General features: G+C 67.5%; 15 protein-coding genes. 6 read left to right on the plus strand and 9 right to left on the minus strand.

What is annotated here, in order from left to right:
- Positions 1–351 precede the first annotated feature (351 nt).
- The 3 genes from ACH4EW_RS21780 to thyX form a co-directional block, all read right to left on the minus strand.
- Positions 352–2,037 carry a ribonuclease J gene (locus ACH4EW_RS21780; RefSeq protein WP_398259266.1) on the minus strand — a complete coding sequence of 562 codons (1,686 nt, stop codon included), beginning with the start codon at positions 2,035–2,037 and terminating at the stop codon, positions 352–354.
- A gap of 129 nt (positions 2,038–2,166) precedes the next feature.
- Entirely contained in the window at positions 2,167–3,066 is a 900-nt protein-coding gene (dapA, locus tag ACH4EW_RS21785; RefSeq protein ID WP_398259268.1) for a 4-hydroxy-tetrahydrodipicolinate synthase, read from the minus strand.
- Positions 3,067–3,218: 152 nt separating this feature from the next.
- Positions 3,219–3,956 (minus strand): FAD-dependent thymidylate synthase, encoded by a 738-nt coding sequence (gene thyX, locus ACH4EW_RS21790; RefSeq protein WP_398259270.1) that lies wholly within the window; start codon positions 3,954–3,956, stop codon positions 3,219–3,221.
- A gap of 186 nt (positions 3,957–4,142) precedes the next feature.
- Here thyX and ACH4EW_RS21795 point away from each other — a divergent pair, with 186 nt between their 5' ends.
- A complete protein-coding gene (locus tag ACH4EW_RS21795) occupies positions 4,143–4,382 on the plus strand; it encodes a hypothetical protein (RefSeq protein WP_398259272.1) in 240 nt (79 codons plus the stop codon).
- 94 nt (positions 4,383–4,476) lie between these two features.
- On the plus strand, positions 4,477–5,028 hold the full coding sequence (locus ACH4EW_RS21800; protein ID WP_398259274.1) for a hypothetical protein: 552 nt from the start codon (positions 4,477–4,479) through the stop codon (positions 5,026–5,028).
- Between the two features lie 110 nt (positions 5,029–5,138).
- Here ACH4EW_RS21800 and ACH4EW_RS21805 read toward each other — a convergent pair whose 3' ends face one another.
- The 6 genes from ACH4EW_RS21805 to eccD form a co-directional block, all read right to left on the minus strand.
- Positions 5,139–5,597, minus strand: a complete 459-nt coding sequence (locus ACH4EW_RS21805; RefSeq protein ID WP_398259276.1) for a hypothetical protein — start codon at positions 5,595–5,597, stop codon at positions 5,139–5,141.
- Positions 5,598–5,609: 12 nt separating this feature from the next.
- Positions 5,610–6,362, minus strand: a complete 753-nt coding sequence (dapB, locus tag ACH4EW_RS21810; RefSeq protein WP_398259278.1) for a 4-hydroxy-tetrahydrodipicolinate reductase — start codon at positions 6,360–6,362, stop codon at positions 5,610–5,612.
- A 24-nt stretch (positions 6,363–6,386) separates the two neighbouring features.
- On the minus strand, positions 6,387–7,766 hold the full coding sequence (locus ACH4EW_RS21815; protein WP_398259280.1) for a M16 family metallopeptidase: 1,380 nt from the start codon (positions 7,764–7,766) through the stop codon (positions 6,387–6,389).
- Positions 7,763–9,976, minus strand: a complete 2,214-nt coding sequence (locus tag ACH4EW_RS21820; protein WP_398259553.1) for a polyribonucleotide nucleotidyltransferase — start codon at positions 9,974–9,976, stop codon at positions 7,763–7,765. The genes ACH4EW_RS21815 and ACH4EW_RS21820 overlap by 4 nt, the downstream gene beginning before the upstream one ends.
- Positions 9,977–10,247: 271 nt before the next feature.
- Positions 10,248–10,538, minus strand: coding sequence for a 30S ribosomal protein S15 (rpsO, locus tag ACH4EW_RS21825; RefSeq protein ID WP_189546018.1), 291 nt, complete (start codon positions 10,536–10,538; stop codon positions 10,248–10,250).
- 189 nt (positions 10,539–10,727) lie between these two features.
- Positions 10,728–12,230 (minus strand): type VII secretion integral membrane protein EccD, encoded by a 1,503-nt coding sequence (gene eccD / locus ACH4EW_RS21830; protein ID WP_398259555.1) that lies wholly within the window; start codon positions 12,228–12,230, stop codon positions 10,728–10,730.
- 244 nt (positions 12,231–12,474) lie between these two features.
- Here eccD and eccCa point away from each other — a divergent pair, with 244 nt between their 5' ends.
- The 4 genes from eccCa (at position 12,475) to ACH4EW_RS21850 (ending at position 19,877) form a co-directional block, all read left to right on the plus strand.
- Entirely contained in the window at positions 12,475–16,449 is a 3,975-nt protein-coding gene (gene eccCa, locus ACH4EW_RS21835; protein ID WP_398259283.1) for a type VII secretion protein EccCa, read from the plus strand.
- 361 nt (positions 16,450–16,810) lie between these two features.
- Positions 16,811–17,257, plus strand: a complete 447-nt coding sequence (locus ACH4EW_RS21840; protein ID WP_398259285.1) for a hypothetical protein — start codon at positions 16,811–16,813, stop codon at positions 17,255–17,257.
- The gene (locus ACH4EW_RS21845) at positions 17,257–19,341 is read left to right on the plus strand and encodes a hypothetical protein (RefSeq protein WP_398259287.1); all 2,085 of its coding nucleotides are present in this window, start codon (positions 17,257–17,259) and stop codon (positions 19,339–19,341) included. The genes ACH4EW_RS21840 and ACH4EW_RS21845 overlap by 1 nt, the downstream gene beginning before the upstream one ends.
- Positions 19,338–19,877, plus strand: coding sequence for a hypothetical protein (locus ACH4EW_RS21850; protein WP_398259289.1), 540 nt, complete (start codon positions 19,338–19,340; stop codon positions 19,875–19,877). The genes ACH4EW_RS21845 and ACH4EW_RS21850 overlap by 4 nt, the downstream gene beginning before the upstream one ends.
- Positions 19,878–20,082 lie beyond the last annotated feature (205 nt).

Consider the following 20,082-nt stretch of genomic DNA (forward strand, 5'->3'; position numbering starts at 1 on the left):
TGCGTTTCCGACTCTATCAGACTCTTTCGTGTCCGATTCCCGGTCGAAGCGGGGCCGCTTTCCAGTTCTTCGCTTTCGCGTTTCCCTTTCCGGCGGTTCCAACCTTACCAGATTCTTTTTTCGCCCCGTTTCCGGTCCGAATTTGAATTCCGGTGGCCGTTGGAGTGGCCTTTGCCTTTCGGCGGATCCGACTTTATCAGAAGTTCTGAGTCGGAATTTCCGTCCCGTTCGGGGTGCCCGGGGCACATGAGTGTGCGCGGTGCTTCCCCGTCAGGCGGAGCCGTAAACGTACTGGAGCGGGGCCCCCGATGCAAATCGGGGGCCCCGCTCCGGAGTTCGCGCCTGTCGGGGTCAGACCTCGACGACGACGGGAAGGATCATCGGTCGCCGGCGGTAGGTGTCGGAGACCCACTTGCCCACCGAGCGGCGGACGAGCTGCTGGAGCTGGTGGGGCTCCACCACGCCGTCCTGGGCGGACTTGTTGAGCGCGTCCTCGATCTTCGGTACGACGGCGTTGAATGCCGAGTCGTCGATACCGGAACCACGGGCCTGGATGTAGGGACCGCCCGTGATCTTGCCGGAGGTGCTGTCGACCACGATGAAGACCGAAATGATGCCCTCGTCGCCGAGGATGCGGCGGTCCTTGAGAGAGGTCTCGGTGACGTCGCCGACCGAGAGGCCATCGACGTATACGTAACCCGCCTGGACCTTGCCGACGATTTTGGCCTTGCCGTCGATGAGGTCGACGACGACGCCGTCCTCGGCAATGACGATGTGGTCCTTGGGTACACCGGTGAGGGCGCCCAGTTCGGCGTTGGCCCTGAGGTGGCGCCATTCGCCGTGGACCGGCATCAGGTTCTTCGGCTTGCAGATGTTGTAGAAGTACAGCAACTCGCCGGCCGAGGCGTGGCCCGAGACGTGGACCTTGGCGTTGCCCTTGTGGACGACATTGGCGCCCCAGCGGGTCAGGCCGTTGATCACGCGGTAGACCGCGTTCTCGTTGCCCGGGATCAGGGACGACGCCAGGATCACCGTGTCGCCCTGGACGATGCGGATCTGGTGGTCGCGGTTGGCCATACGGGACAGTGCGGCCATCGGCTCGCCCTGGGATCCCGTGCAGACCAGCACGACCTCGTCGTCCGGCAGATCGTCGAGGGTCTTGACGTCGACCACCAGGCCCGCGGGGACCTTCAGATAGCCGAGATCACGGGCGATGCCCATGTTGCGGACCATCGAGCGCCCGACGAAGGCGACCCTGCGGCCGTATTCGTGTGCCGCGTCGAGGATCTGCTGGATGCGGTGCACATGGCTGGCGAAGCTCGCCACGATGATGCGCTTCTGGGCGTTGGCGAAGACCGTGCGCAAGACGTTGGAGATGTCCCGCTCGGGCGGTACGAAGCCGGGGACCTCCGCGTTGGTCGAGTCGGAGAGGAGAAGGTCGATGCCTTCCTCGCTCAGCCGGGCGAACGCGTGCAGGTCGGTGAGCCGGCCGTCCAGCGGGAGCTGGTCCATCTTGAAGTCACCGGTTGCGACGGCCATGCCCGCAGGTGTGCGGATGGCGACCGCGAGAGCATCCGGGATGGAGTGGTTGACCGCGATGAACTCGCAGTCGAAGACGCCGATGCGCTCGCGCTGGCCCTCCGCGACTTCGAGGGTGTACGGACGGATGCGGTGCTCCTGGAGCTTCGCCTCGATCAGCGCGAGGGTCAGCTTGGAGCCGATGAGGGGGATGTCCGGCTTCAGTCGCAGCAGGTACGGGACACCACCGATGTGGTCCTCGTGGCCGTGCGTGAGGACGATGCCCTCGATGTCGTCGAGACGGTCCCGGATCGTGGTGAAGTCCGGCAGGATCAGGTCGATTCCGGGCTGCTCTTCCTCCGGGAAGAGAACTCCGCAGTCGACGACGAGCAGGCGGCCGCCGTACTCGAAGACCGTCATGTTGCGGCCGATTTCGCCGAGGCCGCCGAGCGGCGTGACCCGGAGGGCGCCCTTCGGGAGCTTCGGCGGGGTGCCGAGTTCGGGATGCGGATGACTCAAAAGACTCTCCTTACCACGCACGCCACGTACCGCTTGGGCACGTGGCGCGCATGTCAATCGTGCACTTGCTGTTGTCTGCGTTGTCGCTCTTGCGAGTGTTCTTCGCTTATTCAGTTGTGAAGTCTGTGGTTAGAGCTCTACCCCACCGGCGGCGAGGTCGATCTTGAGCTGCGCCGTTTCCTGTGCGGTGAGTTCCACCAGAGGAAGGCGCAGGGGGCCCGCGGGAAGGCCCTGGAGGGCCAGTGCGGCCTTGGTGGTGATCACGCCCTGGGTACGGAACATGCCGGTGAAGACCGGCAGGAGCTTCTGGTGGATCTCCGTGGCCTTCTGGACGTCGCCGCCGAGGTACGCCTCGATGAGGGCCCGCAGGTCCGGGGTGACGACATGGCCGACGACGGAGACGAATCCAACGGCGCCGACCGAGAGCAGCGGCAGGTTCAGCATGTCGTCGCCGGAGTACCAGGCGAGGCCGGACCGGGCGATGGCCCAGCTGGCACGGCCGAGGTCGCCCTTCGCGTCCTTGTTGGCGACGATGCGCGGGTGCTCGGCGAGCCGTACCAGCGTCTCTGTGTCGATGGGCACACCGCTGCGGCCGGGAATGTCGTAGAGCATCACCGGCAGACCGGTGGCCTCGGCGATGGCCGTGAAGTGGCGGAAGATGCCTTCCTGCGGCGGCTTGTTGTAGTACGGCGTCACCGCGAGGAGGCCGTGGGCGCCGGAGCGTTCAGCCGTGCGGGCGAGCTCGACGCTGTGGTGGGTGTCGTTGGTTCCGATGCCGGCGACGACGTGGGCCCTGTCTCCCACTGCTTCCAGTACAGCCCTTACGAGCTGATCTTTCTCCGCGTCGCTGGTGGTCGGGGACTCACCAGTGGTGCCGTTGACGATCAGGCCGTCATTGCCTGCGTCCACCAGATGGGCGGCGAGCCGCTGGGCACCGTCGAGGTCGAGTGCACCGTCCGCCGTGAAGGGCGTGACCATAGCGGTGAGGACCCGCCCGAAGGGGGTCTGCGGAGTGGAGATCGGAGCCATGGGTAACACGCTACTCGTTGCTCAGCGCCCAATGCCCCCTCGGGGGGACACGCAGTAGGAGCCCGGCACTGCCTGCTCGGGGGTTCAAGCAGTGCCGGGTCCGTTTGATCAGCCTAGATGAACTTCACGAAACGCCGCAATACGGACACCGCTTACGGGGCTACGCGTCCGTTCTTGTTGAAGGCTGCATGGGTGAGCGGCATGAGCCGGGCCCAGTGCTCCTCCATCTGCTGGCCGACCATCTCGATCTCCCGCTGCGGGAAGGACGGCACCTTCGCCAGCTCGTGCTGGGTGCGCAGGCCGAGGAAGTGCATCAGCGAACGGGCATTGCATGTGGCATACATCGAGGAGAACAGGCCGACGGGTAGCACCGCGCGGGCGACCTCACGGGCCACTCCTGCGGCGAGCATCTCCTGGTACGCCTCATACGCCTGGCGGTAGGAGTCCTCCATGATGCGGCCGGTGAGCTCCTGCTGGGCCTGGGTGCCCTCGACGAACTCGTACTTGCCGGGGCGGCCCTGCTGCACGAGCTTGCGGGACTCCCCCGGAACGTAGAAGACCGGTTCCAGCTCCCTGTAGCGGCCTGATTCCTCGTTGTACGACCAGCCGACGCGGTGGCGCATGAACTCGCGGAACACGAAGATCGGGGCGCTGATGAAGAAGGTCATCGAATTGTGCTCGAACGGGCTGCCGTGCCGGTCACGCATCAGGAAGTTGATGAGCCCCTTGGACCGCTCAGGGTCCTTGGTGACCTCCTCCAGGGACTGCTCACCGGCCGTGGAGACACGGGCCGCGAACAGGACGTCGGAGTCGCCTGCCGCGTGTTTCACCAGGTCAACGGTGACATCGCTGCGGAAGCAGGGCTGTGCGGGCTCGGGGGTCTCGGTCACCGGCGGGGTCCTTCCAATTGCGTCGCTCGGGCGGCGCCCACTCTACGGGCCGCCACTGACAACGAGGGCCGGAAGGGTCGTGCAGGGAATTCTTCGACGAATTCGGCGATTCGGGGCACCGAAGCGGTCTGCCGTGCGTCTGACTTAGTAGCAGCATCCGTCAGAGAGTTCAAGGAGAGTTTCCTCATGTTCCGCCGGCGTGAATCCGTTCCGTTCTCGTTCGTAGCCGAGGCCGACCGATTCCGCAGTAACGTCACCCCGCCCGCGCGGGAGCGCGCTACCGTCTCGCAGCTGGCCGGCCGTTCCCTTGTCGGGCTGACGGTCGTCGCAGGTCTCGTCGGGTCGCTGATCCTCGGCCTGCCCGCCCTGAGCCCCGCCCAGGGGCCCTCGCACAGCCAGCAGACCGAGGCCGGCCAGGGATACTGACTCCTGCGGGCCCCCTCAGTTGGTCTGGTCGGCGGCCTCCTCGGTAGCCTCACCGGGCACAGCAATCGAGCGTGCTTGTGAGTGAGGATCAGTCGTGCCCCTGCCCTTTCTGACGGCCGACCACGCGTCTGACGCGAGCGTTGAGGACATCGCGCTGCCGTTCGACGACCGCGACAGCTGGCGGCGTCCGTACCGCCCAGGACCCTGGCGGGTTGCGGCTGCGGCCTCCCTGCTGCTGCTCGCGTCGTTCGTCCTGCTCGCGGGGATGATCACCGCGTTCGCCGGAGCGATGCCGGGTGCCGCCGTGTGTCTGGGGCTCGCCGTCGTGGTCGTCGGCTGTGCCCTGCGGCTGCTGCGGGTCGGTGCCTGGGTGAGCCGGCACGGGGTGCGCCGGGTCGGCTTCTTCGCGACGACGACCGTGCCGTGGGACCACGTCGCGGCCGTCCGTACGGTGCAGCAGCCGGTGAAGTGGCTCGGGTTGCCGCGCACGGTGCAGGGGCAGGCGTTGGTCGTCGTACGCGAGGAGGGCAAGGCGCTTCCGCCCCTGCTCACCGACGGCAATGCGGATTTCCTGGGCCGGGGTGAGGCATTCGACCGTGCGGCCGACACGGTTGAGGCGTGGGGGGACGAGTATCGGCGGGGCTGAGGCGTGTGGCTGCCGGGGCCGTCCGGTGGTCGTTCCGTCCTCAAGGTCCGCAGGGGCTTGATTTCACCGGCCGGGCTTGATGATCTGGCCGGACGGCCCACCGGCCCGGGTCAGGACGTGCTGGGCCGGGCGGGCTTCCTGTGCAGAGCGATGGCGCGCTGCATGGCCTTTCGGGCGCGGGGGGTGTCCCTGGCGTCCTGGTAGGCGACGGCCAGGCGGAACCAGCAGCGCCAGTCGTCCGGGGAGTCCTCCGTCTCCTCGCGGCGGCGTGCGAACACAGCGTCGGCCGAGGCACGGTCGATGCGGCCGGACGGGGTGCGGACCAGTTCGTCGACCGGCAGGCCGCCCTCCGCGTCCAGTTCCGCGGCCAGCGCGTTGGCGCGCGCCACGAACTGGGTGTTCTTCCAGAGGAACCAGATACCGATCAACGGCAGGATCAGCACCGCGACCCCGAAGGTGACCGTCAGCAGCGTGCCGTGATTGATGAGCAGGACGCCACGGCTGCCGACCAGGGCGAAGTAGAAGACCAGGACGGCAGCGGTGACGAAGTAAGTGATCTTTGCGCGCATGGCAGGGCTCAGTCAGTTCAGGTCGAGGAAGTGTTCCAGGCCGAACGTGAGGCCGGGAGTGGTCACCACGCGGCGTGTGCCCAGCAGGATGCCCGGCATGAAGCTGCTGTGGTGCAGGGAGTCGTGGCGGATGGTGAGGGTCTCGCCCTCGCCACCGAGCAGTACTTCCTGATGGGCCAGGAGACCGCGGAGCCGGATCGCGTGGACCGGGACTCCGTCGACGTCCGCGCCACGGGCACCGTCCAGGGCCGTGGTGGTGGCGTCCGGCTGCGGGGCGCAGCCGGCCTTCCTCCGGGCCTCGGCGATCAGCTCGGCTGTGCGGGTGGCGGTGCCCGAGGGGGCGTCGACCTTGTTGGGGTGGTGCAGTTCGACGACTTCGACGGACTCGAAGTAGCGGGCGGCCTGCTCCGCGAACTTCATCGTGAGGACGGCGCCGATGGAGAAGTTCGGCGCGATGAGCACACCGGTTTCCGGGGAGCCGGAGAGCCAGGTGTTCAGCTGCGCGAGCCGTTCGTCGGACCAGCCCGTCGTACCGACGACGGCGTGGATGCCGTGCCGGATACAGAAATCGAGGTTGCCCATCACCGACGCGGGGGTGGTGAGCTCGACGACGACCTGGGTGCCGGATTCCGCGAGGGTCTCCAGCTTGTCGCCGCGCCCCAGAGCGGCCACCAGCTCCATGTCGTCGGCGGCCTCGACGGCTCGTACCGCCTCGGATCCGATACGGCCCTGGGCGCCGAGAACGGCCACACGCAGCTTGCTCATTGCTCTGCTTCCTTACGGGTGGAGTTAGGAGACCGCTTCGTCGAGGCGGTCGGCCTGCTTGTCCTTGAGCGGGCCGATGACGGAGAGCGAGGGGCGGTGTCCGAGGACCTCTCCCGCCACCGCGCGTACGTCATCGGGGGTGACCTGCGCTATCCGGGCCAGCATGTCGTCGACCGACATCTGGTCGCCCCAGCACAGTTCGCTCTTGCCGATACGGTTCATCAGTGCGCCGGTGTCCTCCAGTCCGAGGACCGTGGAGCCGGAGAGCTGCCCGATGGCGCGGCCGATCTCCTCGTCGCTCAGTCCTTCGGACGCTACCCGGTCGAGCTCCTCCCGGCAGATCTTGAGGACATCGTGGACCTGGCTGGGCCGGCAGCCGGCGTACACGCCGAAGAGTCCGCAGTCCGCGAAGCCCGAGGTGTACGAGTAGACGCTGTAGGCGAGGCCGCGCTTCTCCCGTACCTCCTGGAAAAGGCGTGAGCTCATGCCGCCGCCGAGAGCGGTGTTGAGTACGCCGAGCGCCCAGCGGCGGTCGTCGGTGCGGGCCAGGCCGGGCACGCCGAGGACGACGTGGGCCTGCTCGGTCCTGCGGTTCAGCAGTTCGACGCGACCCGCGGTGCGCAGGGTACGGGAGCCCGCACGCGGGGCGACCGGGACGGCGTCGGTGCGGGACAGGGCGTCCGCGCGCTCGAAGGCCCTGCGGACCTGGCGTACGACCGTGGCGTGGTCGATGTTGCCCGCGGCGGCGACGACCAGGTGCGTGGGGTCGTAGTGCTTCTTGTAGAAGCGGGCGATCCGGCCGCGGTCGAGCGCGTTGATGGTGTCGACGGTGCCGAGGACCGGGCGGCCGAGGGGGGTGTCGCCGAGCAGGGTGTGCGCGAACAGGTCGTGCACGCAGTCGCCCGGGTCGTCCTCGGTCATCGCGATCTCTTCGAGGATGACGCCGCGCTCGGCGTCGACGTCCTCGGAGGTGATCAGCGAGCCGGTCAGCATGTCGCAGACGACGTCGATGGCCAGCGGAAGGTCGGTGTCGAGGACCCGCGCGTAGTAGCAGGTGTACTCCTTCGCCGTGAAGGCGTTCATCTCGCCGCCGACCGCGTCGATGGCGGCGGAGATGTCGAGGGCGCTGCGCTTGGCCGTGCCCTTGAAGAGGAGGTGTTCGAGGTAGTGCGTCGCGCCGTTCAGGGCGGGGGTCTCGTCGCGCGATCCGACGTTGGCCCAGATCCCGAAGGTGGCGGAGCGGACGGAGGGCAGGGTCTCGGTGACGACTCGGAGGCCGCCGGGGAGAACGGTGCGGCGGACCGTACCGATGCCGTTGGTGCCCTTGAGAAGCGTTTGGGTACGGGCGACGGCCCGCGCCTTCGAAGAGGCACGGGCCGTCGTCACGGAACTACGGGACGTCACTTGGCGGCGTCGTCCTTCTTCTCGTCTTCTTCACCCTCGATGACGGGGATCAGGGAGAGCTTGCCGCGGGAGTCGATCTCGGCGATCTCGACCTGGACCTTGGTGCCGACGCCGAGCACGTCCTCGACGTTCTCCACGCGCTTGCCACCGGCGAGCTTGCGGATCTGCGAGATGTGCAGCAGGCCGTCCTTGCCCGGCATGAGGGACACGAACGCACCGAAGGTGGTGGTCTTGACGACCGTACCCAGGTAGCGCTCGCCGACCTCCGGCATGGTCGGGTTGGCGATCGAGTTGATCGTGGTGCGGGCGGCCTCGGCGGCCGGCCCGTCGGCGGCACCGATGTAGATGGTGCCGTCGTCCTCGATCGTGATGTCGGCGCCGGTGTCCTCCTGGATCTGGTTGATCATCTTGCCCTTGGGGCCGATGACCTCACCGATCTTGTCCACCGGGATCTTGACGGTGATGATCCGCGGGGCGTTCGGGGACATCTCGTCCGGGACGTCGATGGCCTCGTTCATCACATCGAGGATGTGGAGGCGGGCGTCGCGGGCCTGCTTCAGCGCGGCGGCCAGGACCGAGGCGGGGATGCCGTCGAGCTTGGTGTCGAGCTGGAGCGCGGTGACGAACTGCTTCGTACCGGCGACCTTGAAGTCCATGTCACCGAAGGCGTCCTCCGCACCGAGGATGTCGGTGAGGGCGACGTAGTGGGTCTTGCCGTCGATCTCCTGGGAGATCAGGCCCATGGCGATACCGGCGACGGCGGCCTTGAGCGGCACACCGGCGTTCAGCAGCGACATGGTGGAGGCGCAGACCGAACCCATGGACGTCGAGCCGTTGGAGCCCAGCGCCTCGGAGACCTGGCGGATCGCGTAGGGGAACTCCTCGCGCGTCGGCAGCACCGGCACGATGGCGCGCTCGGCGAGCGCGCCGTGGCCGATCTCGCGGCGCTTGGGCGAGCCCACGCGGCCGGTCTCACCGACGGAGTACGGCGGGAAGTTGTAGTTGTGCATGTAGCGCTTGCGGGTCACCGGGGAAAGGGTGTCCAGCTGCTGCTCCATGCGGAGCATGTTGAGCGTGGTGACGCCCAGGATCTGGGTCTCGCCACGCTCGAACAGCGCCGAGCCGTGCACGCGCGGAATGGCCTCGACCTCGGCGGCCAGCGTACGGATGTCCGTGACGCCACGGCCGTCGATGCGGACCTTGTCCTTGATGACGCGCTCGCGGACCAGCTTCTTGGTGAGCGAACGGTATGCGGCGGAGATCTCCTTCTCGCGGCCCTCGAAGGCCGGGAGCAGCTTCTCGGCGGCGACCTCCTTGACGCGGTCCAGCTCGGCCTCGCGGTCCTGCTTGCCGGCGATGGTGAGCGCCTGGGCCAGCTCGGAGGTGACGGCGGCGGCGAGCGCCTCGAAGACGTCGTCCTGGTAGTCCAGGAAGACCGGGAAGTCACCGGTGGGCTTCGCAGCCTTCGCGGCGAGGTCCGACTGGGCCTTGCAGAGGACCTTGATGAAGGGCTTCGCGGCTTCGAGACCGGCGGCGACGACCTCTTCGGTCGGGGCCTCGGCGCCGTCCTTGACGAGCTGGATGGTCTTCTCGGTGGCCTCGGCCTCGACCATCATGATCGCGACGTCGCCGTCCTCCAGGACGCGACCGGCGACGACCATGTCGAAGACGGCGTCCTCGAGCTCGGTGTGCGTCGGGAAGGCGACCCACTGACCCTTGATCAGAGCGACACGGGTGCCGCCCACCGGGCCGGAGAAGGGCAGGCCGGCCAGCTGCGTGGAGCAGGAGGCGGCGTTGATCGCGACCACGTCGTACAGGTGGTCGGGGTTGAGTGCCATGATCGTCTCGACGATCTGGATCTCGTTGCGCAGGCCCTTCTTGAAGGAGGGGCGCAGCGGCCGGTCGATCAGGCGGCAGGTGAGGATCGCGTCCTCGGAGGGACGGCCCTCACGACGGAAGAAGGAGCCGGGGATCTTGCCGGCGGCGTACTGCCGCTCCTCGACGTCCACCGTGAGGGGGAAGAAGTCGAGCTGGTCCTTGGGCTTCTTGGAAGCGGTGGTGGCCGACAGCACCATGGTGTCGTCGTCCAGGTACGCAACGGCGGAACCTGCGGCCTGCTTGGCCAGGCGGCCCGTCTCGAAGCGGATGGTGCGGGTGCCGAAGGTTCCGTTGTCGATAACGGCCTCGGCGTAGTGGGTCTCGTTCTCCACTAGCGTTTTCTCCATACTCGTCGTCTTTCGTCCTGCCGCCCGTGTGGCGGAGGACGGTGCGGAGAAGCGCGCCGTGTGTGCGGGCCGGTCTTCGATCGAAGCTCCCGGGCGTTGTCCCGGGGGCCACTACCGAGGACCGGCGGCGGCGATGGCGCGCCTCCCCTCCCTCTGGTGTTGTACGTCCAGGTTACTGAGCACGACCCCGGTCCTGCACGTACAGCAAAGGGAGCGGCCCCCTGGAACCGGGGTACCGCTCCCTCTCACAGCGTCCTTACTTGGCGCCGCCGGCCGCACCACGGCGGATGCCGAGGCGGTCGACGAGCGCACGGAAGCGCTGGATGTCCTTCTTGGCCAGGTACTGCAGGAGGCGGCGACGCTGGCCGACCAGGATCAGCAGACCACGACGGGAGTGGTGGTCGTGCTTGTGCGTCTTGAGGTGCTCCGTCAGGTCCGAGATGCGGCGGGAGAGCATCGCGACCTGGACCTCGGGGGAGCCGGTGTCACCCTCCTTGGTGGCGAACTCGGCCATGATCTGCTTCTTCGTAGCGGCGTCGAGCGACACGCGGTACTCCTCATTTGATGTTCGATGCGCCCGCGAGTGCCCCCGGTCTTGTTCTCGGGGGTCTTCCGTTACTCGGAGGCGAGGGTCCGATGAGCGCAGCTCCCAGGATGATCCGGAAGCGCGTACACAAACGGCCGTCAGCCAGAATACCAGTCGCCGAGACCCCGGCCGTCCGTGGTACGGGGCGGATCAGCTGGTGAGTGCGCGGATCGAGTGGTAGACGTCGAAAACGGCGAGGCACAGCGGCAGCAGCGTCAGGAGCACGCACGCTTCGGCGATCTCCAGGAAGCGCCCCCAGAACGGGGTGAGTCCCTTGCGCGGCACGATCAGTCCCACGGCAGTGACCAGCGCGGCGACGCCCGCGACCGCGGCGGCGAGCCAGATCGTACGGATGTCGAGCCCCGCGGTGTCCCCCTTGAACGCCTCGCGCACCAGCGCCGCCGGCGGGTTGAGGGACAGTCCGAGGCCGAGGAGCACCAGTGCGCCGAGACCCGCCGCCAGGGCGCAGCCGACCTGGGCGGTGTAACGGAACAGGTGGGCGCGCATCAGCATCGCGATGCCCGTGGCGAGGGCCAGCAGCTGACCCCAGACGCTGTCCGAGAAGCCGAGCACGGCTGCGGCTCCCACGGCCACCAGCGCGCATCCGCCGACCAGGCCGACGAGCAGCTCGTGGCCGCGCCGCGCCTGAGCGGCGATGCGCTCGGCGTCGACCGGGCCCTGCGGCGCCGGGTCGGACGTCCCGTAGTCACCGACGGTGGTACGGGGCGGCTCGAAGCCGATGGGGAGGCGGGCGAAGCGGGTGGAGAGTCCGGGCAGGAAGGCGAGGAGCCCTACGGAGAGAGGAGCGCACACGGCCGCGGTCTCGGCCGGCTCCATACCGGTCATGATCGCGACGAAGGTCACCAGCACGCCGATGGCGGCGGCGAACACGAACGCGACGAAGGCGCCGTCGCCTTCGGGCGCGGCGATCATGAGGATCACTGCCGCCACCAGCACGGCGGTGCAGGCGAGCAGGAACTGGAGCCTGCCGGTGCCCTGGCCCTCGCCGAGCGGCAACAGACCGGCACCGGCGACCGCCGCGTTCGCGAGTACGCCGATCCCCAGCGCGATGGACGATCCACGGTCGGCGTACACACGCGCGCGTACACAGGCGAGCGCGAGAAGGAGTACGGCGGTGACGGCGGCCAGGATGCCCGGCAGGCCGTGCATGTCGTGCCGGGGGTCGGAGGTCCACAGCACGAAACCGAGCAGGACCAGCAGGACCGACCCGCCGAAGAGCCCGGCTGATCGCGTGAGGCTGTCGCCCCAGAGGGTGCGGTCCCGGGCGACGGCGGTGGCGACGGCATCGGAGACGTCGTCGAAGACCGCGGGGGGCAGCGACTCGGAGAAGGGTCGCAGGGACAGCAGCTCACCGTCGAGGATGCGCTGGCCGGCCAGGGTGCGTCCACCGTCGAGGACAGTGCCGTCGCGGCGTACCAGGTGATAGCCGACCGGTGCGCCCTGGGTGGGGCTCTGCCCCGCCAGCCGGAGGATCTCCGGGTAGAGGTCCGCTACGGGAATGTCCTCGGGCAGTGCCACGTCGACGCGGCTGTCGGGCGCGACGACCGTGACCCGGCAGAAACCGGTTCCGTTGCCGGCCGGAACTCCGGGACCCGGCCGACCGGATCCGGTAGCCGCCGTTTGGGCCGTCATAGTCACGTGCTGCTCCCCCTCATGGTTCTGCTGACTCTCCTGGAACGCACCCCTGGATCACGGACTCAACCCGCGTCCCGAATGACCCGTTTTTTTGCGGTAGTTAGCGGATGCGTACACGCGTCGCGACACCCTATCGCCCTCGGGTGATCCCGTACGCCAGTAGGATCCTCCCGCGGACGGAGCCCGTCGCCACGGGGGCGCCGATAGGAACAGTTCCGTCCGGCAAGGGAATTGGTGAGCTGTGAGCCAGATTGTCGTCAAGCGCCCACCGCGGGTTCTCCCCTCCGAAGTTCCGGGCGAGCAGGTGCAGTTGCAACCTCCGCCCGAGCTGCCTCGGGGCCAGCAGGAGGGGGTGATGATGCAGCTGCTGCCGATGCTCGGCATGGGTGGTTCCGTCGTCTTCTTCTTCATGACGCCGAACCCGATCATGCGGATCATGGGCATGATCATGATCGCGTCCACGGTCGCGATGGCCATTGCGATGATCATCCGCTTCCGGCGCGGCACCCAGGGTCAGCTCGCGGACATGCGGCGCGACTATCTCAAGTATCTGACGCAGACCAGGCGCGCCGTACTGAAGACGGCCCGCGAGCAGCGCGACGCGCAGTTCTATCTCCACCCGTCCCCGGAACAGCTGTGGGCGCTCGTCGCCGAGGGCAGCCGGGTGTGGGAACGCCGCGTCGGTGACGCGGACTTCGCGCATGTACGCATCGGCCTGGGCAGTCAGGAACTCGCCACGCCGCTCGTCGCGCCCGACACCGCGCCGGTCGATGAGCTGGAGCCGCTGACCGCCGGGGCGATGCAGCAGTTCATCACGGTTCACAGCACGCTGGACGGCCTGCCGATGGCCGTCTCGCTGCGCGCCTTCTACCACCTGACGATCAGCGGCGAGGCGGAGTCCGTGCGCTCCACGGCCCGCGCGATGGTCGGTGCGCTCGCCTCGCTGCACTCCCCCGAGGACCTGATCATCGCCGTCGCGACCGGCCGGGAGGCCGCCCCGCGCTGGGAATGGACGAAGTGGCTGCCGCACGTGCAGGTCCTGGGCACCGTCGACGGTGCCGGCAGTCGTCGTCTGATCACCACGAGTGTCGCGGAGTTGGAGGAGATGCTCGCGGGCCGTCTCGAGGGGCGGCCGCGCTTCCAGCCCGATGGCCAGCCGCTCCTGGACCAGCCCCATGTCGTCGTCGTGCTCGACGGCCAGTCCGTCCCGGCGACGTCCGCGCTCGCCGCGGCCGAGGGCCTTCAGGGAGTGACGGTCGTCGAGATCGTCTCGGGCCAGGTCAACGGAGCACGCGGCGGTCTCTCCATCGTGGTGGACCCCCACTCTCTGCAGTTGGAGTCCGGACACGGACTGGTGTACGACGGCGTTCCCGACCTGCTGAGTCACGAGGCCGCCGAAGCACTGGCCCGGCAACTGGCCCCGCTTCACGTGGCCACGGGCGGCGACGACGACGAACCGCTCCTCGCCAACCTGGAGTTCACCGATCTGCTGAATCTCGGCGACGCCGCCTCGGTCGACGTCAGCCGGACCTGGCGGGCCCGCTCGCAGGCGGAGCGGCTGCGTGTCCCGATCGGCGTCGGCGAGGACGGCGGCCCGGTGATGCTGGACCTCAAGGAGGCGGCACAGGAGGGCATGGGGCCGCACGGCCTGTGCGTCGGCGCCACCGGTTCCGGCAAGTCCGAGCTGCTCCGTACGCTCGTACTGGGCCTTGCCGTCACCCACACCTCGGAGACACTCAACTTCGTCCTCGCGGACTTCAAGGGCGGTGCCACCTTCGCCGGCATGGCACAGATGCCCCACGTCGCAGCGGTGATCACCAACCTCGCGGACGACCTGACGCTGGTGGACCGCATGGGTGACTCCATCAGCGGTGAGCTCAACCGCCGCCAGGAGATGCTGCGCGACGCGGGCAACTACGCCAACATCCATGACTACGAGAAGGCACGTGCCGCGGGCGCCCCGCTGCAGCCCATTCCCTCCCTCGTCCTGGTCATCGACGAGTTCAGCGAACTACTCACGGCCAAACCCGACTTCATCGAGATGTTCGTGCAGATCGGGCGTATCGGCCGTTCGCTGGGCGTCCATCTTCTGCTGGCCTCGCAGCGCCTCGAAGAGGGGCGGCTGCGCGGACTGGAGACCTATCTGTCGTACCGGATCGGTCTGCGTACGTTCTCCGCGGGTGAGTCCCGCGCGGCACTGGGCGTGCCCGATGCCTACCACCTGCCCAACGTTCCCGGTTCGGGCTACCTGAAGTACGGCACGGACGAGATGGTGCGGTTCAAGGCCGCGTACGTCTCGGGGGTGTACCGCTCGGGCGCCCAGCCGGCCGTATCCTCCGGACCTCTGCCGTTGGACCGCAGGCCGGTGCTGTTCACTGCGGCTCCGGTACCGGTGCAGTACGTACAGCCGAGCTCGCAGGCCGGGGCCTCCGTACCCGATGCGCGTACGGCGGAGGACGACGCTCTGGCGGACACGGTGCTCGATGTGATCGTGCGCCGGCTGGAGGGCCGGGGAGCCTCCGCACACCAGGTCTGGCTGCCTCCGCTGGACAACCCGCCGTCGCTGGACGAGCTCCTGCCGGGGCTGTCCGCGGTCGAGGGCCGTGGGCTGACCCAGCCCGGGTTCGAGGGATCGGGCCGCCTCGTCGTACCGCTGGGCGTGGTCGACAAGCCATACGAGCAGCGGCGCGACACGCTCTACCGGGACTTCTCCGGTGCGGCGGGCCACATGCAGATCACCGGTGGTCCGCAGTCGGGCAAGTCCACGCTGCTGCGCACGATCATCGCGGGCTTCGCACTCACCCACACGCCCCACGAGGTCCAGTTCTACGGGCTCGACTTCGGTGGCGGCGGCATGGCCTCGGTCTCCGGTCTGCCCCACGTCGGAGGGATCGCGTCCCGGCTCGATCCGGAACGGGTGCGGCGTACGGTCTCCGAGGTGTACGGGATCATGGCGCGGCGTGAGGAGTACTTCCGCAGCGCGGGCATCGACTCCATCGCCACCTTCCGCAGGCTGCGGGCGCGCGGCGAGATCTCGGCGACGGACCAGCCCTGGGGCGACGTCTTCCTGATCATCGACGGGTGGGGCAACTTCCGTACGGACTACGAGGGCCTGGAAGCGGCGGCCTTGGACATCGCGGCACGCGGCCTCGGATACGGCATCCACCTGATCGTCACGGCGTCGCGTTCCATGGAGGTCCGGGCCACTCTCAAGGACCACTTGATGAACCGCCTAGAACTGCGGCTCGGCGACGTCATGGACTCCGAACTCGACCGCAAGGCCGCGGTCAACGTGCCCGCCGGCGTGCCCGGCCGGGGTCTCACACCGGAGAAGCTGCACTTCATGGCCGCGGTACCGCGGATCGACGGCATCAACTCCGACAGCGACCTCTCCGAGGCGACGGCGGCAATGAACCAGGAGGTCGCCCGGCACTGGACCGCGGCACCCGCCCCGGCGGTCCGTCTGCTGCCCCGCGAGCTCCCGGCGCACCAACTGCCCGCGGGCTACGCGCATCCGGAGCAGGGCATCGCGTTCGGTATCGACGAGAACAACCTGGAGCCGGTCTTCCTCGACTTCGAGCGCGACCCGTTCTTCCTGGTGTTCGGCGAGAGCGAGTCCGGCAAGTCCAATCTGCTGCGGCTGCTCATCAAGCAGTTGGCCGAGCGGTACGACGGGAATGACTGCAAGTTCTTCGTCATCGACAACCGGCGAGCGCTCCTGGACGTCACGCCTGCGACGCACCTGGCGGAGTACGTGCCCATGTCCAACAACATGGAGCACCACGTGGACGCGCTGTACGACCTGATGAAGCGTCGTACGCCGTCGCCCGACGTCACGGCGCAGGAGCTGCGCGAACGCAGCTGGTGGAGCGGCCCGACGGTGTTCGTGGTCGTCGACGACTACGACCTGGTCTCCACATCGAGCGGAAACCCGCTGGCCAAGCTCACGGAGATGCTGCCGTTCTCACGTGACGTCGGCGTCCGGTTCATCATCGCCCGCAGTACGGCGGGGGCCGGCCGGGCCCTGTACGAGTCCTTCATGCAGCGCATCATGGAGCTGGGCGCGCAGGGGCTGATGCTCTCGGGCGACCCCATCGAGGGGGATGTCCTCGGCAACGTACGGCCGCGCCCGATGCCCCCGGGGCGCGGGGTCTTCGTCACGCGGCGCCGGGGGAATCCGCTGGTGCAGTCGGGGCTCATGGGCGGGGAGCGGTAGGAGCGAGTGCGGGGGCGGGGTGCGGGGCCGGCCAGTGTGGTTGTTCCCGCCCGCCTCGCACTCCGCGCCCTTTCCACGTCGGAATCGGGGCGGCGGCTCGCCCGGCTGCCGCTCCTGGGCAGAGCTGATTCCAGCAGTCTGGCATACCGTCGCACAGGAGACGCAGTCCGACGACCACACCGTCGGCCATCGGGACTGACGAAACCAACGGGAGCAACGGGACTGACACGGTACGACGGTCGAGCAACCGTCTGGTGGGAGTCAAACTCCCGTCAAGTTCGGTTGTATGGTCGATGTTTCGAGTGTGAGATCGAAACATCTCAGCAAACTCAGCTGGGCAAGACGCGGGGGAAGGGGTCTGATGACCTGGGACGAGTGGGAGCAGCTCAAGACGGAGGCTGCCGAGAATCGCTCAGCGGCGATGCAGCTGAACCGTGTACCGGAAGACCCGAGCATTACCGCCCCCGGCCATGATCTGAAGGTCAGTCAGCAGGATCTCGCGGCCGTCGGTGACGCCGCTTTCCGGCTCTTCGACAATCTGGGCAAGTGCGGCCGTGACGCCTGGTCCATCAGCCAGACGGCCGCGAAGGATCTGAGCACCCAGGGCTTCGCGCTGGGCGGCGCGCTCAACCATGTACAGGAGCGCTGGGAGAAGCAGCTCAAGAGCCTGCTGGACGCCTGCGCGCACATTTCCAATCACATGGATTTCACCCAGGGTGCACATGCCGGTGACGAGTACTACGTCTACGACATCGTGAGCAGCATCTCGACGTTGGACGACGGATTCACGGAGAGGACGCAGCGCTGATGGACTTCGAAACGCTGCGTCAGGGCGACTTCGGCCAGCTCGGCCAGGCCGTCACTGCCTGGAACGGGATGATAGGCAAACTCGAAACGCTGGAATCGGACGCGCGGGACGATCTGAAGGCGAAGGCGGACAAGGCCAACTGGGCTGGTCTGAATGCCTCGGTCTCGCGTGAGTTCATCACCAAGACGGCGGGCGAATTCTCCGATGCCCGTACCCAGGCGAAGACCATCCACGACATTCTCAAGGACACCCGCGACGAGTTGGTGAGCTACAAGGAGCAGTTGGATCAGGCCTTGGAGCGGGGCCGCAAGAAGAACCTCACGGTGACCAAGGCCGAAGGTGGCGGCTTCACCGTAACCATGCTCATCCACCCGGACCAGGCGCCCAAGGGTCACGAGGTTCCGGACCACTCCCCACAGGACATGGATTACCTGCGGGACGATGTGCAGCGCATCTTGAACCGGGCGACGGAGAGCGACACAACGGCGGCAACCGTCCTGCGCGCCATCGTCGACCAGGCCGAGGTCGGCTTCTCGGGGGCCTCGTACGGCGATCGTGACGCCGCGATCGACGCCCTGCACAAGGCGGATGAAGCGGCCAAACTCCTCAAGGAGAAGGGCGACAAGATGTCGCCCGCGGAGTTCCAGAAGCTGAACGGTTTGCTCGGCTCGTACAAGAACGACCCGTTGTTCCAGGAGCAGTTCGCCACGCAGCTGGGTCCGAAGGCGACGCTGCAGTTCTGGGCGGACCTTTCGACCCCGGACAGCCCGAACAACCTGACCCGCACGCAGCTCAACCAGCTCGGTGAGTTCCAGAAGAACCTGGGTCACGTCCTGGGCGGCGCCACCCAGTCGGACAGCCCTGCCATGCGGCAGTGGGAGAACGACATGCTGAAGCTCTCGGGCGAGCAGCACTCCACCCGCCGGGGAGGGAAAGTCTGGGGCTTCCAGATCATGAGCAACCTCATGCGCACGGGCGACTACGACGACCAGTTCCTCAACAAATACGGCAACCAGCTGGTCGCAAAAGAGAAGGAGATGAGGCTGCCGGGAAACTTCTGGAGCATGCAGCCGCAGCCGAAGCTGAACTACATCGGTGACACGGAGTTCGGCCGGGACCCGCTGACAGGCTTCCTCACAGCACTCGCCAACAGCCCGGATGCATCGACGGACTTCTTCAACGCGAAGGAGCCGCAGGACAACGCGCAGTGGGTGCTGAAGGACCGCCCGTACTTCGACGACTCGCCACTGAAGGATGGCCCGAACGAGGCCAAGGACGCGGTGGGCAAGGCCATGTTCGCGGCTGTGTCGGGTGTGTCCGACCCGAAGGATCCCGGCGCGGAGTTCCTGCCGCACTCGCCGGAGCAGCGGGAGGCCATGAAGCGCTCCCTCGGAATCCTCTCCAGCAGGGGCAACGACTTCCCCCCCGAGCTGCGCGACGACATGGCGCTGGCCATGGGTAACCACGGCGACTGGGTGCACAGGGCGATGAGCGATCCGGTGTCACGGCACGAGCTCGACTCGGGGCAGCTGATGGAGGTCAGCAAGCAGATCTCGCGGAACAGAGACGCTTACGGCGAGCTCGTCAGGCAGATGCACGGAGCGGTCGTGGCCGACATCTACACGGAGAAGGCGCACCCGGAAGACAGCCTGGACCGCGCCGGCCGCACCATCGGCTTCCTGGAGGAGGCCCGCTACCAGGCCACCAACGACGAGAAGGGCGAGAAGCTCGCCGACGCCTCGTGGGAGAAGGCCGGAAGGTACCACGTCATCGGCGGCCTCGTCACACCGTGGCATCCGGCCGGTGACGCTGCCCAGCGTCTCGTGGACGTGGTCACGTCGAAGATGCTGGAGGACGAGCAAAACAAGATCAGCGGCGAGGCGACCGCGGACCACCAGGAGACGTACAGGCGGCGTACCCGAGAGCTTCAGAGGATCGCGGACATCTGGTACAAGGAGAACACGGAGTGGGCCGAGGATCCGACCCACGAGGGCTACTCAAAGAACCACGGCATCTACAAGCAGATCGGGGAAGCCGCCAACGACGGCAACAAGAAGGCCGAGGGAGTGGCGGGCGTCCAATGACCGGGAAGACATCACGGCGCCTCACCGCTTCGGCCCTGGCCTGCTGCCTCGCGCTGTCACTTGGTGCGTGCGGCGGGGGACGTGAGTACACCGTGCCGAAGGAGGCGTGCGGCGTCCCCATCAGTGAGAAGGCTCTCGACCCGTTCCTGGTGGACGGGAAGAAGCTCCAGGTTCTAGGCAATCCCCTGACCACGGGCGAGGGCAACTGCGGCATCTGGGTCGACGATTGGCTCGTGGTCAACCTCCTGCTCGAAAAGGTCGACAAGCTCTACGACCCGATGGACGATTCGGAGGAGTTCCGCTTCAAAAACCGGGCGGAAATGGCGGACCTGCCATTCGACGGACTGGGCGCGGTGGGCGACTTCAACGCCATGGTCAGCACTCAGTGCGCAGCGCCCGATGCCAAGTACGCCATCGTGTATGTCGAGGTCAGTCTCAAGTCCACCGGCGACGCCACCCGGCGGCGCGATCACATCGAGTCCTTCACTGTCGATGTCGTACCGAAGGTGAAGAAGGCGCTCGGCTGCACCGCCTGACACCCCCGCCCACGGCCGACTCTCCCGGGGAGGCCGTGGGCAGCGGCCATTTCGGGGAAGCACCCCAGCCGACAGGCAGATATGTGCCGACTGCTCAGCCCTCTGGTTCAGGAGAAGGGGCCGGCGCCGACGAGCTCGGCCGTGATGTCTCCGGCCAGCTTCTGACCGGGTCGCTCGGCAATGAAGTCTCGACCTGCCAGGTCCG

The organism is Streptomyces sp. NPDC018000 (genome assembly GCF_044328025.1).
Taxonomy (GTDB): Bacteria; Actinomycetota; Actinomycetes; order Streptomycetales; family Streptomycetaceae; genus Streptomyces.

What these genes read in the sequence shown, in the direction of transcription:
- ACH4EW_RS21840 (WP_398259285.1), top strand. Translation starts at nt 16,811, where the DNA reads ATGACCTGGGACGAGTGGGAGCAGCTCAAGACGGAGGCTGCCGAGAAT.
- dapA (WP_398259268.1), bottom strand. Translation starts at nt 3,066, where the DNA reads ATGGCTCCGATCTCCACTCCGCAGACCCCCTTCGGGCGGGTCCTCACC.
- dapB (WP_398259278.1), bottom strand. Translation starts at nt 6,362, where the DNA reads ATGAGCAAGCTGCGTGTGGCCGTTCTCGGCGCCCAGGGCCGTATCGGA.
- ACH4EW_RS21845 (WP_398259287.1), top strand. Translation starts at nt 17,257, where the DNA reads ATGGACTTCGAAACGCTGCGTCAGGGCGACTTCGGCCAGCTCGGCCAG.
- ACH4EW_RS21850 (WP_398259289.1), top strand. Translation starts at nt 19,338, where the DNA reads ATGACCGGGAAGACATCACGGCGCCTCACCGCTTCGGCCCTGGCCTGC.
- ACH4EW_RS21805 (WP_398259276.1), bottom strand. Translation starts at nt 5,597, where the DNA reads ATGCGCGCAAAGATCACTTACTTCGTCACCGCTGCCGTCCTGGTCTTC.
- eccD (WP_398259555.1), bottom strand. Translation starts at nt 12,230, where the DNA reads ATGACGGCCCAAACGGCGGCTACCGGATCCGGTCGGCCGGGTCCCGGA.
- ACH4EW_RS21795 (WP_398259272.1), top strand. Translation starts at nt 4,143, where the DNA reads ATGTTCCGCCGGCGTGAATCCGTTCCGTTCTCGTTCGTAGCCGAGGCC.